Raw genomic sequence first — 20,922 nt, 5'->3', positions numbered from 1 at the left:
TTTTCAGTCGGTGGAGGCGAACAGGGCAGGGTCGATGCGGCAGTCGCGCGCGTCGGCCGTGTGGTCGGCGAAGCCGGCGCACCAGTCGGTGACGCGCGCGGCGGCGGCATCGTCCATGGCGGGCGCGAAGGCGCGCATGCGCTGCTGCAGCTGTTGCCAGTCGAAGGGGTCTTCGGGGTCGCCCCGGCGCAGCTCGCGGTAGGCGCCGACGGTGCGGCCGTCGTGGTCGACGATCTCCACGCGGGCCGGCCGCCGGGTGGGGAAGGCCTTCTGGAATTCGTCGTCGGTGCGCACCACGATCTTGGCGGCCAGGGCCAGCAGGGCGGGGTCGTGCAGATCGGGCGATTCCATCTCGGCGATGCCGAGCCGGCCTTTGAGCAGCAGCGTGGCGACCACGTAGCGCAGGCAGAAGGCGGTTTCGGCCGGCTTGGTCGGCCAGGCCACGCCGGCGATCTTGAGCGCGTGGGCGAAGATGGTGATCTCCACCCGCTCGATGTCGTCGAGCACGATGCGGTGCTCGTCCATCAGGGCGCGGGTGGCGTCGAGCGGCGTGAAGATCTGCGCGCAGCACGGCCAGGCCTTGATGGTGGCGGTGGTGAGCTGGTCGGCCGCCGGCAGCGCCTCGGCCACCGCTGACATCGGGCCGTCGCCGGCCAGCAGCGCGTACATGCCACGTCGCCCGGAGAAGAAGGCGCGCGCCCCGGGCAGGCCGGCCCGTGCGGCGAAGGCGGCCATCAGGCCGTTGCGTACCGCGAAGGCCGGATGCAGCGACTTGGCCTCGTGCGCGTCGTCGTCGACCAGCTGCCAGAGGCCGGCCGCCTGCGTGGCCGCGATGCCCATGGCGTGGTGCAGCTGCGCGGCCGGCAGACCCAGCGCGGTAGCGGCCGCAGCGGCGGCGCCCACCGCACCGGCGGTGGCCGTGGCATGGAAACGCGCGGCGTGGCCTGCGCCCAGCGCTTCGCCCAGTCGCAGCGAAACCTCGTAGCCCGCGACGATGGCGTCGATGGTGCGGCGCTGGCTCAACGGCATGGCGGCGGCCAATGCCAGCACCGGCGATACGGCGATCACCCCGGGGTGCAACATCGCCGCACGATGGGCGTCGTCGATCTCGCGCAGATGGGCGATGCCGGCGTTGGCGAAGGCAGCGGCCAGTGCAGTCGCGCTGCCGGCACCGAAGACCGGCGCGGAGCCGGGGCCGGTGAGCACGTCGAGTGCGGCCCGGCGCATCGGCTCGGCACCGGCCATCTCCAGGCCGGACCAGCCGGCGGTGAACCAGTCGAGCAAGGCCTGGGCAAGCCGCTTGCGCGTGGCGGCGGGCACCGGGGCCGCGCGGCGTTCCATCAGTTGGGCGACGAGGCTTTCCTCGGGCAGCGACTGGGCCATAATGTTTTATCCAATGAAATTCATTTCATTATATAAACCGACGGCATGGGGGCCGCCTTCTGATGACGCTGTCGATCCAGTCCTTCTTCGACCCTGATTCCGCCACCTTCTCCTACCTGGTGGACGACGGCCAGGGCCGCTGCGCGGTGGTCGATCCGGTGGTGGGTTTCGATCCGGCCGCCGGCCGGGTAGACCGCACGCCGGCCGAGCGCATCGGCGACACCATCGAGGCGCGTGGCCTGCAACTCGACTGGCTGCTCGAAACCCACGCCCATGCCGACCACCTCTCCGGCGCGCCCCTGCTGCAGAAGCGCCTGGGCGGCACGCTGGCCATCGGCTCGGGCATCCGCCAGGTGCAGCAGGTGTTCCGCGGCATCTTCAATCTGGACGATCCGCAGGCCGCCGTGTCGCCCTTCGGCCGGCTGTTCGAGGACGGCGAAACCTTTTTCATCGGCAGCCTGCGGGCCGAGGTGATGCACCTGCCGGGCCACACGCCCGCCGACGTCGCCTACCGCGTGTTCGACCCGCAAGGCGCCAGCGACGCCGTCTTCGTCGGCGACACCGTATTCGCGCCCGACGTCGGCACCGCACGCTGCGACTTCCCCGGCGGCGATGCGCATCAGCTCTACCGCTCCATCCGCCGCCTGCTGGCGCTGCCGCCGCAGACCCGGCTGTTCCTCTGCCACGACTACCCGCCCGCCGGCCGCGAGGTCTGCCCGGTGACGACGGTGGCCGAACAGCGCGCGGCCAACGTCCATATGCACGAGGGCGTGAGCGAGGAAGCCTTCGTCGCCCGGCGCCAGGCGCGAGACGCCACGCTGGCCATGCCCCGGCTGATGCTGCCGTCGATCCAGGTCAACATCCACGCCGGCCAGCTGCCGGCGCAGGAGTCCAACGGCACGGTCTATCTCAAGATTCCGATCGACCGCTTCTAGTGCCGGCCGGCGGTGCGGCTTATAAGATCGCCCGATGACCGCCGCCATCCCCCCGAGCCTGCCCAGCCACTACTGGGCCGAGCTGCGCACCACCGATTTCGACCGGCTGGCCCAGAATGGAACGCTGGCCCGCACCTTGGCGGTGCTGCCGGTGGCCGCGACCGAGCAGCACGGGCCGCACCTGCCGCTGGGCGTGGATACGAATCTGCTCGACGGCGTGGTTTCCCGCGCGTTGTCCCTCGTGCCCGAAGGCCTGCCGGTGCTGGTGCTGCCGACACAGCCGGTAGGCTTCAGTCCGGAGCACGAGGGTTTTGCCGGCACGCTCAGCCTGCGGGCGGAGACGCTGATCCGCATCTGGACCGAACTCGGCGAAGCGGTGGCACGTACGGGGGTGAAGAAGCTGTTGCTGGTCAACGGCCACGGCGGGCAGGTGGGTTTTCTCGACATCGTGGGCCGCGACCTGCGGGCCCGATGCGGGCTCACGGTGTGGTCCACCAGCTGGTTCTCGCTGCCGCAGCCGCCGGAGGTGGCCGCGCTGTTTTCGGCCCGCGAGCACCGCTACGGCATCCATGCGGGCGACAGCGAAACCTCGATGATGCTGGCCCTGCACCCCGAACGCGTCGACATGGCGGCCGCGCGTGATTTCGCCTCGGCGTCCGAGGCGCGCGCCGGCCAATACACTCTGCTGGCGGACGGCCGCAGCGCCAAGCTGTCCTGGCGCATGGAGGACTACAACGCCGAGGGCGCGGTCGGCAACGCGGCCGCCGCCACGGCCGACAAGGGCCACGCGCTGATCGACGCGGCGGCTTCGCAGCTCGCTTTGTTGATGGGCGAAATCTGCACGGCGCCCGCTTCGGTCTGACGCAGGCGACGTGTCGACGGAGCGAAGAAGTAACAATCGTTCCGAGCACCAGAATGAACACGGGTCCGGCACATCCGTTGCTATGACTCTGGCATGCCTGCCAACGCCAACACTCCCAGCCCGCGTGGCCCGGCCGCTCCGCGCGCGGCGGTGGTCGCGCGCAGCCGGCCCATCGGTCCGCGCCAGACGCCGTCGGCCAACGGCGGCGGGCGCCACGCCGGTGCGCGCGAAGAGGAGCGGGCCCGGCTGGCCAAGGAGATCCATGCGCAGATCGACAGCCTGCTGATCGGCCTGCGCATGGACCTCGCCTGGCTCGACCGCTGCCTGGCCGAGCAGGCCGGCAGCAACGGCGAGACGGTGCGGACCATGCGGATGCAGATGCGCATCCGCTGCGACACCATGGACGACCAGCTCGAACAGGTGGCCGCCAGCCTGGAGCGCATCGTCGGCGGGCTGCGCACCGGCCAAAAGCAGCAGGAGCAGGGCACGCCCCCCTGACGGCGCCGGCCGGGCATGCGGTGCGCGTTTCACCCGGATACCGTGCAAGCGTTCGCTGCCCATGGCACGACTAGAATCGCCGCCACCTTCGGGCCACCCCGCCCGCGCCAACCGGACCCGCCCTTGCATCCACGCCTTCCCGTCCTGCCCCAGTACGCCTTGCCCAAGAAGGCGTTGACCCGTTTCGCCGGCCGTGTCGCCGGCCACGAGGGCGGCGCCCGCACGGTCGGGCTGATCCGCTGGTTCATCCGCAAGTACGGCGTGGACATGTCCGAGGCGGCTGACCCCAATCCGGCGCACTACGCCACCTTCAACGACTTCTTCACCCGCGCGCTGCGCGAGGGCGCCCGGCCGATCGCCGACACCGCGCTGGTCAGCCCGGTCGACGGCGCCATCAGCCAGTTCGGCCCCATCGCCCACGACCAGATCGTGCAGGCCAAGGGCCACCGCTATTCGACCTGCGCGCTGGTCGGCGGCGACGAGACCCTGGCGCGCCGCTTCGACGACGGCCACTTCGCCACCATCTACCTGAGCCCGCGCGACTACCACCGCATCCACATGCCCTGCGACGGCGTGCTGCGCCGCATGGTCTACGTGCCGGGCGACCTGTTCTCGGTGAACCCGGTCACCGCGCGCGGCGTGCCGGGCCTGTTCGCCCGCAACGAGCGGGTGGTGTGCGTGTTCGACGGCGAGGCCGGCCCCTTCGTGCTGGCGCTGGTGGGCGCCACCATCGTCGGCAGCATGGCGACCGTCTGGCACGGCACGGTCAACCCCCGACGCGACGGCGAGATCCGGCACTGGGACTATTCCGACGAGCAGATCCGCCTGAAAAAGGGCGAGGAGATGGGGCGCTTCATGCTGGGCTCCACCGTGGTGCTGCTGTTCCCGAACGCACCGCTGCGGTTCGAGTCCGGCTGGGCGCCGGGCGGCGCCGTGCGGCTGGGCGAGCCGATGGCCGACTGGCCGGTCGCCAGCGCCTGACCGGCACCGGGTTCGGGGGTTCGAAGCTTTCAGAAAGCTGACGACTCGCGCGGGGCGATCGCCGCGCTTCCTCTAGCCGATGGCGACGGGGGCCGCAAGAGACCTTTCATTAGGTGTTTCCACCCTCCAGCGGGTGGGGGGAGGCTGCATAAGATCGGCGCCCTTTTCACCTCTCTTGCCGAGCTCCGAGGAACCCTTTCCATGCCAAAGCTTTTCTCCTATTCCGTCCTTGCAGCGGTGACCGCCCTGGTGGCCTTCGGTGCCCAGGCCCAGGAGTTCCCGGCCGCCGGCCGCACCATCACCATCGTGGTTCCCTTCACCGCCGGCGGCCCCACCGACCGCGTGGCCCGTGACCTAGCCCAGGCCCTCATCAAGCCCCTGGGCGGCGCCACCATCGTCGTCGACAACACGGCCGGCGCCGGCAGCTCCATCGGCACCGCCAAGGTCGCCCGCGCGGCACCGGACGGCTACACCCTGCTGCTCAACCACATCGGCATGGCGACGATGCCGGGCCTCTACCGCAAGCTGCCCTTCGACGTCGAGAACGACTTTGCTTACCTCGGCGTCATCAACGACGTGCCGATGACGCTGATCGGCAAGCCCAACCTGCCAGCCAGCAACTACAAGGAACTGACCAGCTACATCGCGGCCAACAAGAGCACGATCAACCTGGCCAACGCCGGCATCGGCTCGGCCTCGCACCTGTGCGGCCTGCTGTTCCAGAGCGCCATCAAGACCGAACTGACCGGCGTGCCGTACAAGGGCGCGGCCCCGGCCATCGCCGACCTGATGGGCAACCAGGTCGACCTGCTGTGCGACCAGACCACCAACACCAGCCAGCAGATCGAGGGCAAGAAAGTCAAGGCCTACGCGGTGACCACCGCCAAGCGCCTGACCACGCCCGGCCTGAAGGACCTGCCGACGATGCAGGAAGTGGGCGTGCCCAACTTCGAAGTGACCATCTGGCACGGCCTGTACGCGCCCAAGGGCACGCCGCCGGCGGTGGTCAAGAAGATCAACGACGCGCTGAAGGTGGCGCTGAAGGATCCGACCTTCGTGAAGAACGAGGAAGGCCTGGGCGCCGTGGTCGCCAGCGACAAGCGCGTGGAGCCGGCCGAGCACAAGAAGTTCGTGGCCGCCGAGATCGCCAAGTGGACGCCGATCATCAAGGCCGCCGGCGTGTACGCCGACTGATGGCGTCGCACGATCCCTGTCGGTAAAAAAAGCCGCCCGGCCTCACGGCCCGGCGGCTTTTTCGTGGGGTGCGCGCCGCGAGCGGTCAGTCGCGCGAAGGGCGGCCGGTCTTGATGACCGGCACCTGGCCGAAGATGGCCAGCAGGGCAGCGTCGTCCAGGGCCTTAAGCGCCTGGAGACCGGCGCGCAGGACTTCGCTCTTGCGGGTTTCGCGGCCGAGTTGGGCGCAACGCAGCTTGAGTTCCTGGAGCAGGGCGTATTCGCCGCGCGGGATGGTGAAGCTGTCGCGCACCAGCTTCTCGGCCTTGGCCGGCTTGACGGGCTTCTCGGCTTTTTCGACCTTCTCGACCTTGGCCACCTTCTCGACCTTGGGCGGCTTGGCAGCGACGGCGCGCTTCGTGGCGGCCGGCTTCGGCTGGGCGGCGACCGGCGGCTTGACCGGCTTGGCGAGCTTCGGCGTCTTGGCGACTGCCGTCCGGGGCGCGGTGGCCGACTTGGCGGTGGTCTTCTTCACGGCGACCTGGGCAGCCTTGGGCGCCTTGGCCTTTACCGGCGCGGTGGCGGTCGCGGACTTGGTCTCGGATGCAGTGTTTTCCATGCGCGAATCTCCTTAAACGGTATAAACAGTTTATACCGTTCAGGGATACGCCTGAAATCAGGGAAGCTCAGTAGAGCTGCGGAACCGTCATCTCCGGCGGCGGCGGGTTGCGCAGGTAGTCGGGGTTGCGCACCCGCGCCGGCAGTTCCACCGGCGGATGCTGCACCGCCTGGTAGGGCAGCTGGCCGAGCAGGTGCGAGATGCAGTTCAGCCGCGCCTTTTTCTTGTCGTCGGCCGGCACCAGCCACCACGGCGCCTCGGCGATGTGGGTGCGTTCCAGCATGGTTTCCTTGGCCTTGGTGTAGGCCTCCCAGCGGCGGCGGCTTTCCAGGTCCATCGGGCTCAGCTTCCACTGCTTGAGCGGGTCGTGGATGCGGCCCAGGAAGCGCAGGTGCTGTTCTTCGTCGGTGATGGAGAACCAGTACTTGATCACCTTGATGCCCGAGCGCACCAGCATGCGTTCGAAATCGGGCACCGAGCGGAAGAACTCCTCGTATTCGGCGTCGTCGCAAAAGCCCATGACCCGCTCGACGCCGGCGCGGTTGTACCAGCTGCGGTCGAACAGCACCATCTCGCCGGCGGCCGGCAGATGGGCCACGTAGCGCTGGAAATACCACTGGGTGCGTTCGCGGTCGTTGGGCGCCGGCAGCGCGGCCACGCGCACCACGCGCGGATTGAGCCGCTGGGTGATGCGCTTGATGACCCCGCCCTTGCCCGCGGCGTCGCGGCCCTCGAACAAGATCACCACTTTCTGCCCGCTGTGCTGCACCCAGTCCTGCAGCTTGACCAGCTCGCCCTGCAGCCGGAACAGCTCGCGGAAATACGCTTGCCGCGCGACCTTGTCGTCCTGGGTGATGTTGCCCTCGGCGTCGAAAGCGCGGTCCTCGAGTTCGAGCTCCAGCTCTTCGTCGTAGCTGTCGACCAGGTCGCGCGAGATGCGCTGCAGCAGGTGGTCGTTGTCGGGGATCTGGCTTGGCGACATGGGGAGCTTTCCTCGGTTGGCCCGGCATGTTCGCGCAGATGAATGACCGCGTCGTGACTCAGGGCGCTGGGTCCGCGGCGTCCAGGTTGGCCTGCACCCGGCGCAACAGGCCGGCCAGGCGGGCGCGGTCTTCGTCGCTGAAGCCGGCCACCGCCTTCTCGCCCAGGCGCTGCGCCTGCTGCCGCAGCGCGGCCTGCACGGCTTCGCCCTCGGCGGTGAGATGCAGATGCACGTTGCGCCGGTCGGCTTGGTCGGCCGTGGCCTGCAGCAGGCCGCGGTCGCGCAGGCCTTTCACCAGCCGGGCGAGCTGCGCCTTGTCGCGCCCGCTGAAGGCCGCCAGCTCGCTTTGCGTGGCGCCCGGATGCCGGCCGAAATAGCCGAGCACCCGGCTGTCCATGTGGGTGATGTCGTGTGGTCCGTCGCGCAGCACGCGGTATTGCAGCGAACGCACCTGGTGCATGACGGTGTGGACGATGTCCAGCACGTCGTCACCGGAATGGTTGACTTTATCAATCGTAGGTCGCATGATGGATGATATTGTCAACCACTTGGCGGAAAGCCGCCAGGAATCATCCACATGTCCAACTCCATCGATTCCGACATCGTCTCGCCCCGCCGGGCGCAGCGCGTGCGGCACGACATCGTGCGGCGTCAGCTGCAGGTGCTGCGCGTCGATGCGCCGGGGCCGAGCTTCCGCCGTGTCGTGCTCGGCGGCGCCGAGCTTGCCGGCTTCATCAGCGCCTCCTTCGACGATCACCTGAAATTCATCGTGAACCCCGGTACCGACGCCCAGGCCATGCGCGACTACACCCCGCGCCACTACGACCCGGTGCGCAACGAACTCACGCTCGAATTCGTGCTGCACGGCGACGGCCCGGCCTCCACCTGGGCCGCGCAGGCCGCGCCCGGTCAGGCCGCCTTCATCGCCGGGCCGCGCGGCTCCTCGGTGGTGCCGACCGATTTCGACTGGCACTTGCTGGTCGGCGACGCGACCGCGCTGCCGGCCATCGCCCGCCGGCTCGAAGAGCTGCCCGCCACCACCCGCGCCATCGTCGTCGCCACCGTGCCGGAGCCGGGCGACCGCCGGGCGCTGGCGAGCCGCGCCGCGCTGTCGGTGCAGTGGGTCGACGGCAACCAGGGCCTGGTCGATGCGGTGCGCGCGCTGGCGCTGCCGCCGGGCGAGGGCTACGCCTGGTGCGCCGGCGAAGGCCGCACCAGCGCCGAATTGCGCCGGTTTCTGGTCGAGGAAAAAGGCCATGACCGTTACGCGATCAGCGCCGCCGCCTATTGGAAAGATGGCGAGGCCGGCTTCGAGGCGCCGCGCGGCGGTTGAGCGGAGACGGCGTGCCTTTCATCGTCACCGAGCCCTGCATCCGCTGCAAATACACCGACTGCGTCGAGGTCTGTCCGATGGACTGCTTCGTCGAGGGACCCAACTTCCTGGCGATCGATCCGGTCGGCTGCATCGACTGCTCGGTCTGCGTGGCCGAGTGCCCGGTCGGCGCCATCGTGAATGCGGCCGAGGCTACGCCGGAGCAGCAGCCCTATATCGCGCTCAATGCCCGGCTGGCGCAGGACCCGCGCTGGAAACCCATCCGCCGCACCCAGGCGCCCCCGGCCGACCATGCCGACTGGCGCGACGTGCGAGATAAACGCCATCTGCTCGAAGGCGCCGATTGACGCTGCCTGCGGCCCGAGTGAGGGCCGACTGGGCGCATCTACCTATCGTGGACGTGGTATTCCTCCCACGCCGGCCGGGGAAGCGGGGCGCATCATGGGCCGGTCGTTTCAACCGGGAGAGATAGCCATGACCGTTCACCACATGCGCGGGGCACGATCCCTTGCTGCCCAGACCACCGAACTGGCCTTCGCCGTACCGCAGGTCGTGGCCCATCGGCTGGGCCGCATGGCCCTGGCGGGCGCGTCGCCGTCGCAACGCGACCGCGACGAATTCAAACTGATGAGCGACGAGAAGGTCGCGGCCTTCCAGGAGTCGTGGATCGCCATGTTCGGCCAGGTCGTGCAGACCCAGCAGCGCATGGCCTGGCAGATGGCCATGGCCTTCTGGTTTCCGCTGACCCACCGCGCGCCGACCATGCGCTCCTTCGAGCGCCAATGGCAACGCGCCTCGTGGTCCATCCTGGGCAAGGGCATGGAGCCGATCAGCCGCCGAGCCGTTGCCAACGTCAAGCGGCTGAGCGCTGGCTGAGTCCGGTGGCCCGGCGCGCCGTCAGGGGTTTTCCCAGCCGCCGCCCAGGGCCAGGAACAGGCTGACCTGGTCGTCGGCCAGCTGCGCGTCGGAGGCGGCCAGCGCCGCTTCGTTGGCGGCGAGTGCGCGTTCGGCGTCCAGCGCGTCCAGCGAGCCGGTCTTGCCGTTGCGATAGAGCTGGCGGGCCTGGTCGGCCACCACGGCGCCCTGGTCGCGCGCCGCCTGCAGTGCGGCGCGCCGATCGAGCTCGCGGGCGTAGGCGCTCAGGGCCGTCTCGGTTTCGCGCAGGGCGTTGAGCACCGTGCCGTCGAACCGGGCCACGGCGGCCCGGGTGGAGGCTTCGGCCTGCGCTATGCGGGCCTGCGCCGCGCCGGTGTTGGGAATCGTCCAGGAGATCAGCGGCCCGAGGCTGTAGCCGAAGGTGTCGGAGCCGCCGAAGTCGTTCATGCGGCCGGTGCTGGCCGCTGCGATGCCCAGCGACACCTTGGGATAGAGATCGGCCGTCGCCACGCCGATGCGCGCAGTGGCCGCGGCGATGCCGCGCTCGGCCTGGCGGATGTCGGGCCGCCGGCGCAGCAGTGCGGCGCCGTCGCCCACCGGAATCGCGCCGGCCAGTTGCGGCGGTTGCACGCAGTCGGTCACCTCGCTCGGAAACTCGCGCGGCGGCGATCCGGTGAGCGTGGCCAGCCGGTACAGCGCGGTTTGCCGCCGGGCCTGCAGCGGCGGCAGCGCGGCGCGCAATTGCTCGAGCTGTCCACGGGCGCGGGCGGCATCGATCACGCCCACTTTGCCGGCCTGCTGCAGACGGTCCGACAGCGTGACCGCCTGCTGCTGCAGGTCGACCGAGGTGCGGGCGCTGCGCAGTCGCAGGCCGGTCGAGCAGACCTCGGCATAGGCCCGCGCGGTGCCGGCCGCCACGTTCACCCGCACCAGATCGACCGCGGCTTCGGCCGATCCGGTACCGGCTTCGGCCGCCTCGATGGCGCGCCGGATCTGGCCGAACAGGTCGAGCTGGTACGACAGGCTGGCCTGCGAGCTGTAATTGAAGGTGCTCGGCGGCGTGAAGCCGGGCTTGACCAGGTCGATGCCCGACTTGTGGCCGTAGGAAGGCCCGCCGCCCACCGCGATGGAAGGCCGCTGTGCGCCGCGAATTTCCTGGTCGACCGCCTGCTCGCGTTCGAGATTGGCGACCGCCTGGCGCAGGTCGGTGTTGTGGGCGAAGGCCTGCTGCACCAGCGCGTCGAGCCGAGGATCCTGGTAGAGCCGCCACCAGTGGTCCGGCAGCGGCGCGACCGAGGCGGTGGCCGGTTCCGCCGACAGGAAGGCGCCGGCCGACGCCGGGTGCGCCGCCTGCAGCGGGTCGGCCGCCTGGTAGTCGGGGCCGACCGGGTGGGTGGCGCAGCCGGCCAGGCAGGCGGCCAGGCCGATCGCGGTGAGCGTGCCGCGGCGGATCACGATTTGCGCTCCGGTGTAGCGGCAGTGGGTGCGACCGGTGTGTCCGGTGCGATGGGCATGCCGACCCGCATCCAGGGTTTGCGCCCGGCCTCCTCGACCGCCACCGTCACCGTCTGGCCGGCCACCAGCCGCGTGCCTTCGGGCAATGGATCGAGCCGCACACGCACCGGAATGCGCTGTGCCAGCCGCACCCAGTTGAAGGTGGGATTGACGCTCGGCAGCAGGTTGCCGCTGGTGCTGCGGTCGCGGTCGGCGATGCCGGCGACGATGCTCTCGACCGTGCCGCTCAGCCGGCCGCCGCCCATGGGCAACACCTTCACCCGGTCGCCGATGTGGATGCGCGGCAGCTTGGTTTCTTCGAAATAGCCTTCGACATAGAGCGAGCCGGCGTCCACCAGTGCCAGCACCGGATGGCCCGCTGCGGCGTAGGCGCCCTGGCGCAGGTCGAGGTTGGTCACCAGGCCGTCGGTGGGCGCGCGCACTGAGGCGCGGTCGAGGTTGAGCCTGGCGCTGTCGAGCGCGACCATGGCGGCGTCGAGGTTGGCCTGCGCCACCTGCTGTCGCACCCGGGTCTGCTCGCGCACTTCCTGCGACACCAGATTGCCCAGGTCGGCATTGCGGGTGTTCTCGCGCTGGGCCTGCGACAGCGCGGCGCGCAGCATGCCGATGTTGACCTCGGCCTGGCGCTGCGCGAGCGTGTAGCGGGCGCGGTCCACCTCGAACAGCAGGGTGCCGGCGGCCACGCGCTGGTTGTCCTGGATCGGCACGGCGGTGACCAGGCCGGAGACATCCGGCGCGATCTGCACGACGTTGGCGCGCACCCGGCCGTCGCGCGTCCAGGGGGCGAGTTCGTAGTGGTCCCAGAGCTGCAGGCCGGCCCAGACGGCGGCGAGCACCACGAGCAGGGTCAGCACGACCCGCGCGATGCGGGCGAGCCAGAGGGCGGGAATGGAACGGGAGGTGGCGGGGGCGGTCATCGCGGTCTCTGAAATTTTGGGCGAGGCAGGAAATTCACTGAAAAGGCACTTCGGTCAGGCGGACCAGCAGGTAGAGCACCAGCACGTACAGCGCGATGTCGAACAGGGCCGGATGCCAGACCCAGCGGTAGACGCCGGCTGTCGCCAACAGGCGGCGCAGCACCCAGCTCGCCAGCAGCGCGCCGCCGGCCAGCAACATCAGCCAGGGCAGGTAGAGCCCGTAGAAACTGGCTTCACCGATCATGGAATCGAACCTCCGGGAACAGGGGAGTGGATGGCAGCGGGCGCATCCGAGAACAGGTTGCGGCGCAGGCCGACCATGGCCGACACGGCGCCCTGCGTGTCGACGCCGGGGCGCGACACGTCGTGCAGCGCCGCGACCAGCATGCGGTCGAGCTCGCGCAGCAGCGCCGGCGACCGGGCGGTTTCGCTGGCGGCCGGATCGACCCGGCCGGCGATGCGGTCGCGGTAGAGCTCGGCGATGCCCGCCAGCAGGCCGGCCACGCTGGTGCGCGGCAGGCGGGTGCGCAGCTGCTGCAGCCGGCCGATGTCGTCGCCCAGGCGCAGCTCGCGCAGCACCCGCTGGGTGCGCGGCGAGTCGGGCTGACTGTCGCCGGCTGCCACGCGCGGCGCGAGCAGAGCGATGCGGTCGAGCATGCGGGCGGCGTAGGCCTCGCGCTGCACGTCGGAGCGCCGGGCCGAGGCCATGCCGGCGAGGTCGCGCCAGGTGGCGCGGCGGATGCGCTCGGCGCTCCAGTCGGCGCCGACCGAGCGCACCAGCCGGGTCACCCGGGCGGCGGCCACGATGCCGACGATCTGCCCGAGGTTGATGTTGAGGAAGGTCGCCACGTCGGCCGTGGCGGTGTCGTGCAGCGCCAGCGAGCCGCTGATGCCCATGATCATGCCCAGGCCGATGAGCATGGTGGCGGGCCGCCCGGCGTAGCAGCCCAGCACCAGGAATACCGGCGCGCAGACCAGCACCAGCATGGCGAAGTCGTGGATCAGCGGCAGGGCGACCAGCACATAGATGGCGGCGATCGGCAGCGACCAGAGCGTGGCGACCAGGAAGCCGTGGATCGCCGGCACCGGGTCGTCCATGGTGGCGAAGAAGCTGCAGAAGACGCCGGCCATCATGGCGGCTACCGATCCGCTCGGCCAGCCGGTGGCGATCCAGAAGGTGCAGCACAGGCCGACCGCGAGCACCGCCGCAATCGCCGAGAGCAGCGCCATGCCGACGTCGCGATGCAGCACCTTGCGGCCCAGCGCGGCCGAACGGCGCAGCGGTGCGGGTTTTCCGGCCAGGCCGTCGGTGATGTCCTGGCGCAGCGCCAGGCAGGTGCGCCAGCCCGACAGCAACTGGTCCAGGCGCGCGGCGAGGTCGATGCGCAGCGCGCGGTTCCAGGGCGACAGGGGAGCGGGCGGGCCGACGAAGCCGTCGTCGGTCGGTAACTCGACCGGCGGCACGCGCCGGTCGGCCAAGGCCTGGATCTCCTGGCGCAGCGCGGGCAGGTCGGTGGCATCGGCGCCGTCTTCCAGCCAGCGCCCGGCGCGCGCCAGCACGGCCAGTACGTCGTCGGGCAGCGCGCCCTCGCATTGCTCCATGGCGACCAGCCGGTCTTCCAGTGCCGAGAGCGTCGGCGTGAGCGCCGCCACGCGGTCCTGCATCTCGCCGATGGCGCCGGCGGTCCAGCGCACATGGCTGGTGTCGAAGGGCAGGTGGGTGGAGAGCAGGCGCAGCTGGGTGATGTCCAGCGCCAGGCGCCGGCGGTCCACGGTGAGCGCGCGGCGCCGCTCGGGCGTTTCGGCCACGCGCGAGCCGGTGGTGCCCAGCAGGTCGGCCAGCCAGGTGCGCGCATCGCCGAGCGAGCGGTCGAGCATGGCGGTCAGCGTGCCGGCCATGCCCTGCGGCAGCACGATGGCGTGGATGACGCTGGCGCAGAGGATGCCCAGGCCGATCTCCTCGACCCGGGCGATGGCGGTGTCGAACAGAGCGGCGGGCGCCTCCACCGACGGAAACCCGATCAGCGCGGCGGTGTATCCGGCCAGCATGAAGACATAGGAGCGCGGCGTGCGGTCGAGCAGCGACAGGAACAGGCACAGCCCCAGCCACAACGCCAGCACCAGCGACAGCAGTTCGGGCGCGTTGGAGAAGGCCGGCACCAGCAGCACGGTGGCGGTGCAGCCCAGCAGCGTGCCGAGAAAGCGGTAGAGCGCCTTGGACCGCGTGGCGCCGGCCAGCGGGTTGGACACGATGTAGGCGGCGGTCATCGCCCAGAACGGGCGCGGCAGCCCGACCCGGTTGGCCAGGTACATCGCCAGCATCGCGGCCCCGAAGGTCTTGACCGAGAACAGCCAGTCGCGGCGGTTGAACTGCCGCAGGAAGGGCGGCAGCACGAGGAGCTGGGTCACGTTGCCGGCTCCTGGGCGGAGGCTTGCGCGGCGGCGCCGGCGCCTCCCTTGCCCACGCGCGCCTCCAGCGAGGCGAACACGCGCAGGCAGGCGGCGAGATCGTCGTCGGACACGCCGCCGAAGATGTCGGCGCGCAGCTCTTCGAGGGCGCGTTCGATCTGGTCGCGCGCGGCCTGGCCGGCCTCGGTGATGTAGAGGCCCTTGGCGCGGCGGTCGGTGGCGTCCTCGCGGCGCTCGATCAGGCCGGCGTCGGCGAGCTGGTCGAGCGGGCGCACCAGCGAGGCGCCTTCGATCGCCAGCATTTCGGCCAGCGTGCCGGCACGGATGCCGTCGCCCAGGCGGCCGATCATCACCAGCGGCCAGGCCATGGCCTGCGACATGCCGACGTGCGCCACCGCACGGTCTGCAGCGGAGCGGTAGCCGCGCTGCAGTGTCGCCAGGGAGCTGGTGACCGTCATCAGGGCGGCGGCACGGCTCTTGGCAGCGGAGGTCTTGCTCATGGAATTCGTGATCCGGGGAAAGGTGATTGAAAGCTAGCTTCAAACTAGTTAGCTTGCTATCTATTTTAGGGGAAATGGCGCGACTACACTCGGCAGCGTCTCTTTTTCACCTCACCGAGCTTCGGGAGATTCCGGTCCGTGCCCTTGTCCGAACTGCCCGCCGGCCTGCTGCGCCAGCGTTTTCTCCAGGCCGGTGCCGTGCCGGATCGCGAACGTGTCGAACGCCGTTTCCTTCGCTTGCTGATGGTGCAGGACGGCTCCACCACCCGCCTGTGCGAGACGGTGGCCGGCAGGCCGATCGACCTCTACGTGCCGCTGCAACACCTCACCGCCGAGGTGCCGGCCGTGGTGCGGCAACGTCTGCCGGGCGAGCGCTTCATCGAACGCCGTGTCTGCCTCGCGGCGCACGGGCAGGTGATGATGGACAACCTCAGCTACATCGCCCTGGAAGGCCTGGCACCGGCCGTGCGTGCCGAGCTCGAAGCCGGCACCACGCCCATCGGCCACCTGCTGGAGCGGCTCTGGGCCAAGCGCGATTTCGACGACGCGGGCATGGCGCCGGTGCGCGAACGGCTGTGGAACGCCGTTGGCCAGCCCGACGCCGAAGCCACCCGCAGCTACCGGGTGATCACGCCCGACGGGCCGCTGATGCTGATCACCGAAACCTGGCGGCGTGGCATGCTGATGGGCCTGGACTGAGGCCGCATCGGGCCCGGCGCCGGACCGGCTTTTCAATCGAGGAATTTGCGATGACCACCGACACCCTGGACGCCGACCTGCCGGCCATTACCGCCCTGCGGCGCGACATCCACGCCCATCCCGAGCTCGGCTTCGAGGAAGTGCGCACCTCCGGCCTGGTGGCCGACCGGCTTCAGGCCTGGGGCATCGAGGTGCACCGGGGCATCGGCCGCACCGGGCTGGTCGGCGTGATTCGCGGCGATCGCGACAGCGGCCGCCGCACGCTGGGCATACGCGCCGACATGGACGCCCTGCCGATCCTCGAGAAGAACACCTTCGCCCACGCCAGCCGGCATCCGGGCCGCATGCACGCCTGCGGGCACGACGGCCACACGGCGATCCTGCTGGCCGCGGCCGAGCACCTGTCGAAGCACCGCGACTTCGACGGCACGGTGCACCTCATCTTCCAGCCGGCAGAAGAGGGCGGCGGCGGTGGCCGTGCGATGGTGGAAGAAGGGCTGTTCGACCGCTTTCCCTGCGAGGCGGTCTTCGGCCTGCACAACTGGCCCGGCATGCTGCCCGGCCAGATGGCGGTGAGCGCCGGGCCGGTCATGGCCTCGTCCAACGAATTCAAGATCACCATCCGCGGCAAGGGTTGCCACGCCGCCATGCCGCATCTGGGCATCGACCCGGTGCCGGTGGCCTGCCAGATGGTGCAGGCTTTCCAGACCATCGTCAGCCGCAACAAGAAGCCGCTGGACGCCGGCGTGATCTCGGTCACCATGATCCACACCGGCGAGGCCACCAACGTGGTGCCCGACACCTGCGTGATCGAGGGCACGGTGCGCACCTTCAGCATCGAGGTGCTCGACCTGATCGAGCGGCGCATGCGCCAGGTGGCCGAACACACCTGCGCGGCCTTCGAGACCGACTGCGAGTTCGTTTTCGACCGCAACTATCCGCCCACCATCAACCACGCGGCAGAAGCCGACTTCCTGCGCGGCGTGGCGCAGCGGGTGCTGGGCGAGCACAACGTGCCGGCGCAGGAGCCCACCATGGGCGCGGAAGACTTCTCCTACATGCTCATGGCCCGCCCCGGCGCCTATGCCTTCCTGGCCAACGGCGACGGCGGCCATCGCGACGCGGGCCACGGCATGGGGCCGTGCATGCTGCACAACCCGAGTTACGACTTCAACGACGCCCTCATTCCCACCGGCGCCCGCTGCTGGGTGGAGCTGGTGCGCGCCTGGTTCGACGCACCCGCGCCGCTGCGCTGAAGCGAGCCGCTCAGGGCGGGGCGAGCGCCTGCAGCGCCGCCAGCCGCTCGGCCTTGGGCAGCGCGGCGAGCCGGCGCACCTCGGCATAGAAGCGCGGCCACGGATCGCCCGGGGTCGCGGCCACCTGGGAGAACAGCGCCTGGAAGGCCGGCACCAGGGTGTCGTAGGCCGCCAGCGCGCCGAACGACGCGTTGTTGGATTCCGCCACCCAGCGGTCATAGCCGCCAACGCCGGCCGCATCGCCGCCCCAGCCCTGGCGCAGCGCGGCGTATCGCGCACGGAACTCGGCCATGATCGCCGCCTTCTGGGTTTCCTTTTCCTCGATCGAGGCATCGCTCGCCTCGTACACCACCTCGAGCGAGCGCCGCGTGTCGCGCGTCAGGTCGCGGAAATCGCGTTGCCGACCGGCATAACGTTCGTAGGCCGTGCGGGCCTCGGGCGAGGCCTCGCGGGCCAGCCAGCGTTCGCGACCCATCTGCTCGACGGCAGTCGCAAAGGACTCGTTGAAGGTGGTGTCGCCCTCGGCGTAGACGACCTGGTGCGCCAGCTCGTGGAACACCATGCGCGCCAGTTCGCCCTCCGGGTAGCCGATGAAGGTGCTGAGCAACGGATCGCCGCCGGCCCAGTTGAGCCAGCCGAGCGTGGAGTACGCCGGCACGCCGTAGACCGACACCTCCAGCCCCTGGCCGCGCAGGCCGGCGGCTTCCTCTCGCGCCGCGCGCTCGTTGTAGTAGCCGCGATAGCCGATGCAGCCCGTGACCGGAAAGCACCAGGTCTGCAGCGTCAGCGACAGCGGCGGCGCGGCGACCACGTTCCACACGGCCGCGGCGCGATGCAGGTCGGCGTAGCGCCGGTAGCTCGGGTTGTCCGGCAGGCCCAGTTCCTTCGACGCGAAGGCCCGGATGCGCTGCGACAGCTGCAGCCGGTCGCGCAGAGCCGGGCTGGTGGTGGGGTCTGCCAGCCAGTCGTCCACCGGCCGGGCCGAGCGCATCAGCTCCAGATGGCCGGTGATCGACTGCCAGTAATAGCCCGGTCCGGTGCTGCCCAGGCCGGTGCATCCGGCCAGCAGTGGAGCCAAAACCATGGCAAGACGTGCATGTCGATCAAAAATTTGAAATAACTTACGCATCGTTTGGAAAGCAGATTGAAAGCTACGCGCTCGAAATCGGTGCAATTGCGCGCTTGTTGTCATTCGATGCATTTCGATGGGAAATAACGACCGCTTTTGACAACAATTTTGCGGACTTGTCCGACATTTTGACTGTTGACGATTTTTAACAGCGGCGCAAAAATTTTTCTCCATGCACGCTTTACAACGACAAATAGAGGAGCGGCTGCGACAACTTCCGGTCACCGTCGCGCTGCAGCTTCCCGGGGGTGAATGGGTCGGGCCGGCGAAGGCCGCGGTCATGCTTCACATACGCGACATGGCGGCGCTCGCCCGCCTGGCGGCCGGGCAGGTCGGGGCACTCGGTGAGGCGGTGGTCGAAGGCCGCGTCGAGATTCAGGGCCGCATGCGCGACCTGATGCAGGCCGTGGCCGGCATCCTGCCGAACGACCCCACCTCGCCGGACCAGCGCTGGTGGACGCCGATGCTGCGCCGCATGAAGTCACTGGCCGCGCACACCCGGGAGCGCGACGCAGAGCAGATCCAGTTCCACTACGACGTCTCCGACCGGTTCTACGAACTCTGGCTCGACCCCCGCCGCGTCTATTCGTGCGCCTACTACCGCGACAACACGATGACCCTGGCGCAGGCCCAGGAAGCCAAGCTCGACCACATCTGCCGCAAGCTCGATCTGCAGCCCGGCCAGCGTTACCTGGACGTCGGCTGCGGCTGGGGCGCGCTGCTGCTCTGGGCGGCCGAGCACTACGGCGTGCAGGCCACCGGCATCACCTTGTCGCGCAACCAGCATGCGCATGTGCAGAAGCTCATCGCCGAGCGCGGCCTCGGCGATCGGGTGCAGGTGCTGCTGTGCGACTACCGCGATCTCCATCCGGCGCAGCCTTTCGAGAAGATCTCGTCGGTGGGCATGTTCGAACACGTGGGCCGCGCCAACATGACCGCCTACTTCGGCCAGCTCATGCGCCTGCTGGCGCCGGGCGGCCTGGTGATGAACCACGGCATCACCGCCGGCGGCCTGGAGAACTCGCAGCTCGGCGCCGGCATGGGCGACTTCATCGAGAAGTACATCTTTCCCGGCGGCGAACTGCTGCATGTCAGCCGCGTTCTGGCCGACATGGCGGCGTCAGGGCTCGAGTCGGTCGACGTCGAAAGCCTGCGGCCGCACTACGCGCGCACGCTCTGGGCCTGGTCCGATTCGCTCGAAGGCCAGCTCGACGAAGCCCGCCGGATTCTGACGGCCGGCAGTAATGCCGACCGGGCCGAACGCGTCCTGCGCGCCTACAGGCTTTATCTGTCCGGAAGCGCCATGAGTTTCGAGCGGGGCTGGATATCCTTGCACCAGATCCTGGCCATCAAGCCCGACGGCAAGCTCGATTCGGGCCGCATGGCAGGCGCACAATCCGTCTATCCCTTCGAACGGGGCTACATCTACACAGAAGAAAGGAAGGCCGCATGCTGAAGTTCAAGTCACGCGCCACCGCCGAAGTCATCCTCCTCGAGACCAGCGCCCAGCAGGTGCTGCGCATCATCGGCAAGGATCCCGGACCCCAGGGCATCATCACCGTCGAGCAGATTCCCGACGCCGTCGCCGCCCTGCGACGCGCAGTCGCCGAGCACGAAGCCCAGCCCGACGTTGTCGAGTCGGTGGGCGACCACCACCAGGGCGACGACCATTTGCACAGCGACGGCAACATCAGCCTGCGCCGCCGGGTGGCCCCCTTCATCGACATGCTGACCCGCAGCCTCGACGAACGGCAGGACGTGGTCTGGGGCGTGTGAGGACGCTGCCCTGAAACAAAAAGGCCGGCGGTTTCGCCGGCCTTTTTTAGTTTTGCGGCCGCCCGGTCACCGCCGCCACACCCGCTCCAGCGCCTCCCACGCGGCCGCCAAGGCGGGCTCCTGCACGCGTGAGGCCAGCGACACGAACTGCAGCTCGCAGGGCAGCATCACCCGGTCGGCCACCGCCAGGCCGTGGGTCTGGCTCTCGCGCATGGCGATGGCGTCGCGCACCAGGCTCAGGCCGACGCCGGACTTGATCAGATCCAGCATCGACGACTCCTGGTCCACCAGTGCGGCCAACCGGGGCGACAACCCGCGCGGGCCGAAGACATCGCCCAGCAGCCGGTGGTGCACCGACTCGGGCGGCGTGCCCAGCCAGGGCAGGGCGGCCAGGCCCTCCCAGTCGCGGCCCTGCAGCTGGGGCCCCCAGCCGGCGGGGCCGACGACCCGGTAAGTGAAGCGGTTGAGGGTGCGCACCGCGAGCTCGGGTTGCAGCGCGCGGGTGGTTTCCAGGCTCGGCGCCAGATAGAAGCCCACGTCCAGGTCGCCGTGCTGCACCTGGGCCAGCACATCGCCGCTCATGCCGTGGCGCAGTTCGGTGGCCACCTGCGGCGCGGCATCGACCAGCTCGCCCAGGAAGTCGCCGAGCCGGATGAACGGCGGCTCGAGGATGGTGCCGATGCGCAACTGGCCGCGCACCGTGCCGTGCAGCCGGCCGGCGGCCTGCGCGAAATCGTCGGTGGCGGCCATCACCCTTTCGGCCTGTGGCAGCAAGGCGGCGCCGTCGGCGCTCAACACCAGACCGTGGGCGGTGCGTTGGAACAGCACCAGGCCGGTCATGTCGGCCAGCCGCTTGAGCTGCAGGCTGACCGCGGGCTGCGAGCGATGCAGCCGCACGGCGGCGCGCGAAACGCTGCCTTCCTGGGCTACGGCCACGAAGGTACGCAGGGTCTGGAGGTCGATGGCGGCAAGGATCATATTTGCGGCATTTATATCGCTGTTTTGCCGAAATCATTGGCGCACGTCCCGTCGCACGTTGCAAACTTGGCCTCAAGCCGCTGCCTCGCCAGGCGTTGCGG

Annotated in this window: 23 protein-coding genes; 12 read left to right on the top strand and 11 right to left on the bottom strand. The window is 69.7% G+C overall.

Annotated features, from left to right (window positions below):
- Positions 1-3 precede the first annotated feature (3 nt).
- On the bottom strand, positions 4-1,383 hold the full coding sequence (locus tag R9X41_RS20065; protein ID WP_318632201.1) for an MmgE/PrpD family protein: 1,380 nt from the start codon (positions 1,381-1,383) through the stop codon (positions 4-6).
- 62 nt (positions 1,384-1,445) lie between these two features.
- On the opposite strand from R9X41_RS20065, the gene R9X41_RS20060 reads away from it, so the two are divergent.
- The 5 genes from R9X41_RS20060 to R9X41_RS20040 all read left to right on the top strand — a co-directional run bounded on the left by R9X41_RS20060 (position 1,446) and on the right by R9X41_RS20040 (position 5,853).
- Positions 1,446-2,318, top strand: coding sequence for an MBL fold metallo-hydrolase (locus R9X41_RS20060; RefSeq protein ID WP_318632200.1), 873 nt, complete (start codon positions 1,446-1,448; stop codon positions 2,316-2,318).
- Positions 2,319-2,352: 34 nt separating this feature from the next.
- Positions 2,353-3,180 carry a creatininase family protein gene (locus R9X41_RS20055; protein ID WP_318632199.1) on the top strand — a complete coding sequence of 276 codons (828 nt, stop codon included), beginning with the start codon at positions 2,353-2,355 and terminating at the stop codon, positions 3,178-3,180.
- Positions 3,181-3,273: 93 nt separating this feature from the next.
- Positions 3,274-3,678, top strand: a complete 405-nt coding sequence (locus R9X41_RS20050; RefSeq protein ID WP_318632198.1) for a sensor histidine kinase — start codon at positions 3,274-3,276, stop codon at positions 3,676-3,678.
- A 123-nt stretch (positions 3,679-3,801) separates the two neighbouring features.
- Complete coding sequence (gene asd, locus R9X41_RS20045) at positions 3,802-4,659, top strand: archaetidylserine decarboxylase (RefSeq protein WP_318632197.1); 858 nt, start codon at positions 3,802-3,804, stop codon at positions 4,657-4,659.
- A 201-nt stretch (positions 4,660-4,860) separates the two neighbouring features.
- Positions 4,861-5,853 (top strand): tripartite tricarboxylate transporter substrate-binding protein, encoded by a 993-nt coding sequence (locus tag R9X41_RS20040; protein ID WP_318632196.1) that lies wholly within the window; start codon positions 4,861-4,863, stop codon positions 5,851-5,853.
- 85 nt (positions 5,854-5,938) lie between these two features.
- On the opposite strand, the gene R9X41_RS20035 is transcribed toward R9X41_RS20040, so the two are convergent.
- From R9X41_RS20035 to R9X41_RS20025, 3 genes are all read right to left on the bottom strand, one after another.
- Positions 5,939-6,451, bottom strand: coding sequence for a hypothetical protein (locus R9X41_RS20035; protein WP_318632195.1), 513 nt, complete (start codon positions 6,449-6,451; stop codon positions 5,939-5,941).
- Between the two features lie 67 nt (positions 6,452-6,518).
- On the bottom strand, positions 6,519-7,433 hold the full coding sequence (ppk2, locus tag R9X41_RS20030) for a polyphosphate kinase 2 (protein WP_318632194.1): 915 nt from the start codon (positions 7,431-7,433) through the stop codon (positions 6,519-6,521).
- Positions 7,434-7,491: 58 nt separating this feature from the next.
- The gene (locus tag R9X41_RS20025) at positions 7,492-7,917 is read right to left on the bottom strand and encodes a MarR family winged helix-turn-helix transcriptional regulator (RefSeq protein WP_318632193.1); all 426 of its coding nucleotides are present in this window, start codon (positions 7,915-7,917) and stop codon (positions 7,492-7,494) included.
- A 93-nt stretch (positions 7,918-8,010) separates the two neighbouring features.
- Between R9X41_RS20025 and R9X41_RS20020 the strand changes: the two genes are divergently transcribed.
- The 3 genes from R9X41_RS20020 to R9X41_RS20010 all read left to right on the top strand — a co-directional run bounded on the left by R9X41_RS20020 (position 8,011) and on the right by R9X41_RS20010 (position 9,642).
- Positions 8,011-8,766 carry a siderophore-interacting protein gene (locus R9X41_RS20020; protein ID WP_318632192.1) on the top strand — a complete coding sequence of 252 codons (756 nt, stop codon included), beginning with the start codon at positions 8,011-8,013 and terminating at the stop codon, positions 8,764-8,766.
- Between the two features lie 11 nt (positions 8,767-8,777).
- Positions 8,778-9,113, top strand: a complete 336-nt coding sequence (fdxA, locus tag R9X41_RS20015; protein ID WP_318632191.1) for a ferredoxin FdxA — start codon at positions 8,778-8,780, stop codon at positions 9,111-9,113.
- Positions 9,114-9,240: 127 nt separating this feature from the next.
- Positions 9,241-9,642 carry a polyhydroxyalkanoate granule-associated phasin gene (locus R9X41_RS20010; protein WP_318632190.1) on the top strand — a complete coding sequence of 134 codons (402 nt, stop codon included), beginning with the start codon at positions 9,241-9,243 and terminating at the stop codon, positions 9,640-9,642.
- Positions 9,643-9,663: 21 nt separating this feature from the next.
- Here R9X41_RS20010 and R9X41_RS20005 read toward each other — a convergent pair whose 3' ends face one another.
- The 5 genes from R9X41_RS20005 to R9X41_RS19985 form a co-directional block, all read right to left on the bottom strand.
- A complete protein-coding gene (locus tag R9X41_RS20005; RefSeq protein ID WP_412556718.1) occupies positions 9,664-11,094 on the bottom strand; it encodes a TolC family protein in 1,431 nt (476 codons plus the stop codon).
- The gene (locus R9X41_RS20000) at positions 11,094-12,074 is read right to left on the bottom strand and encodes an efflux RND transporter periplasmic adaptor subunit (protein WP_318632189.1); all 981 of its coding nucleotides are present in this window, start codon (positions 12,072-12,074) and stop codon (positions 11,094-11,096) included. Before R9X41_RS20000 ends, R9X41_RS20005 begins: the two co-directional genes overlap by 1 nt.
- Before the next feature lie 34 nt (positions 12,075-12,108).
- Positions 12,109-12,318: a DUF1656 domain-containing protein gene (locus R9X41_RS19995; RefSeq protein WP_318632188.1), complete on the bottom strand. Its 210-nt coding sequence runs from the start codon at positions 12,316-12,318 to the stop codon at positions 12,109-12,111.
- A complete protein-coding gene (locus R9X41_RS19990) occupies positions 12,315-14,396 on the bottom strand; it encodes an FUSC family protein (RefSeq protein ID WP_412556717.1) in 2,082 nt (693 codons plus the stop codon). Before R9X41_RS19990 ends, R9X41_RS19995 begins: the two co-directional genes overlap by 4 nt.
- Positions 14,397-14,479: 83 nt before the next feature.
- Positions 14,480-14,983 carry a MarR family winged helix-turn-helix transcriptional regulator gene (locus tag R9X41_RS19985; protein WP_318632186.1) on the bottom strand — a complete coding sequence of 168 codons (504 nt, stop codon included), beginning with the start codon at positions 14,981-14,983 and terminating at the stop codon, positions 14,480-14,482.
- Between the two features lie 138 nt (positions 14,984-15,121).
- On the opposite strand from R9X41_RS19985, the gene R9X41_RS19980 reads away from it, so the two are divergent.
- Positions 15,122-15,682: a chorismate--pyruvate lyase family protein gene (locus R9X41_RS19980; RefSeq protein ID WP_318632185.1), complete on the top strand. Its 561-nt coding sequence runs from the start codon at positions 15,122-15,124 to the stop codon at positions 15,680-15,682.
- A gap of 50 nt (positions 15,683-15,732) precedes the next feature.
- Positions 15,733-16,938 (top strand): M20 aminoacylase family protein, encoded by a 1,206-nt coding sequence (locus R9X41_RS19975; protein ID WP_318632184.1) that lies wholly within the window; start codon positions 15,733-15,735, stop codon positions 16,936-16,938.
- A 10-nt stretch (positions 16,939-16,948) separates the two neighbouring features.
- On the opposite strand, the gene R9X41_RS19970 is transcribed toward R9X41_RS19975, so the two are convergent.
- Complete coding sequence (locus R9X41_RS19970) at positions 16,949-18,022, bottom strand: aminopeptidase (RefSeq protein WP_318632183.1); 1,074 nt, start codon at positions 18,020-18,022, stop codon at positions 16,949-16,951.
- Between the two features lie 217 nt (positions 18,023-18,239).
- On the opposite strand from R9X41_RS19970, the gene R9X41_RS19965 reads away from it, so the two are divergent.
- Together R9X41_RS19965 and R9X41_RS19960 are read left to right on the top strand one after the other, a co-directional pair.
- The gene (locus tag R9X41_RS19965; protein WP_318632182.1) at positions 18,240-19,523 is read left to right on the top strand and encodes a class I SAM-dependent methyltransferase; all 1,284 of its coding nucleotides are present in this window, start codon (positions 18,240-18,242) and stop codon (positions 19,521-19,523) included.
- Positions 19,517-19,843 carry a DUF1840 domain-containing protein gene (locus R9X41_RS19960; protein ID WP_318632181.1) on the top strand — a complete coding sequence of 109 codons (327 nt, stop codon included), beginning with the start codon at positions 19,517-19,519 and terminating at the stop codon, positions 19,841-19,843. The genes R9X41_RS19965 and R9X41_RS19960 overlap by 7 nt, the downstream gene beginning before the upstream one ends.
- A gap of 66 nt (positions 19,844-19,909) precedes the next feature.
- Here the strand turns inward: R9X41_RS19960 and R9X41_RS19955 are convergent, their stop codons facing one another.
- Positions 19,910-20,821, bottom strand: a complete 912-nt coding sequence (locus R9X41_RS19955) for a LysR family transcriptional regulator (protein WP_318632180.1) — start codon at positions 20,819-20,821, stop codon at positions 19,910-19,912.
- Positions 20,822-20,922: the final 101 nt, after the last annotated feature.

It is taken from the genome of Xylophilus sp. GOD-11R (genome assembly GCF_033546935.1).
Classification (GTDB): domain Bacteria; phylum Pseudomonadota; class Gammaproteobacteria; order Burkholderiales; family Burkholderiaceae_C; genus Xylophilus.
Note: the sequence above shows the minus strand (reverse complement) of the source record. Positions and strands in the feature narration are given on the sequence as shown.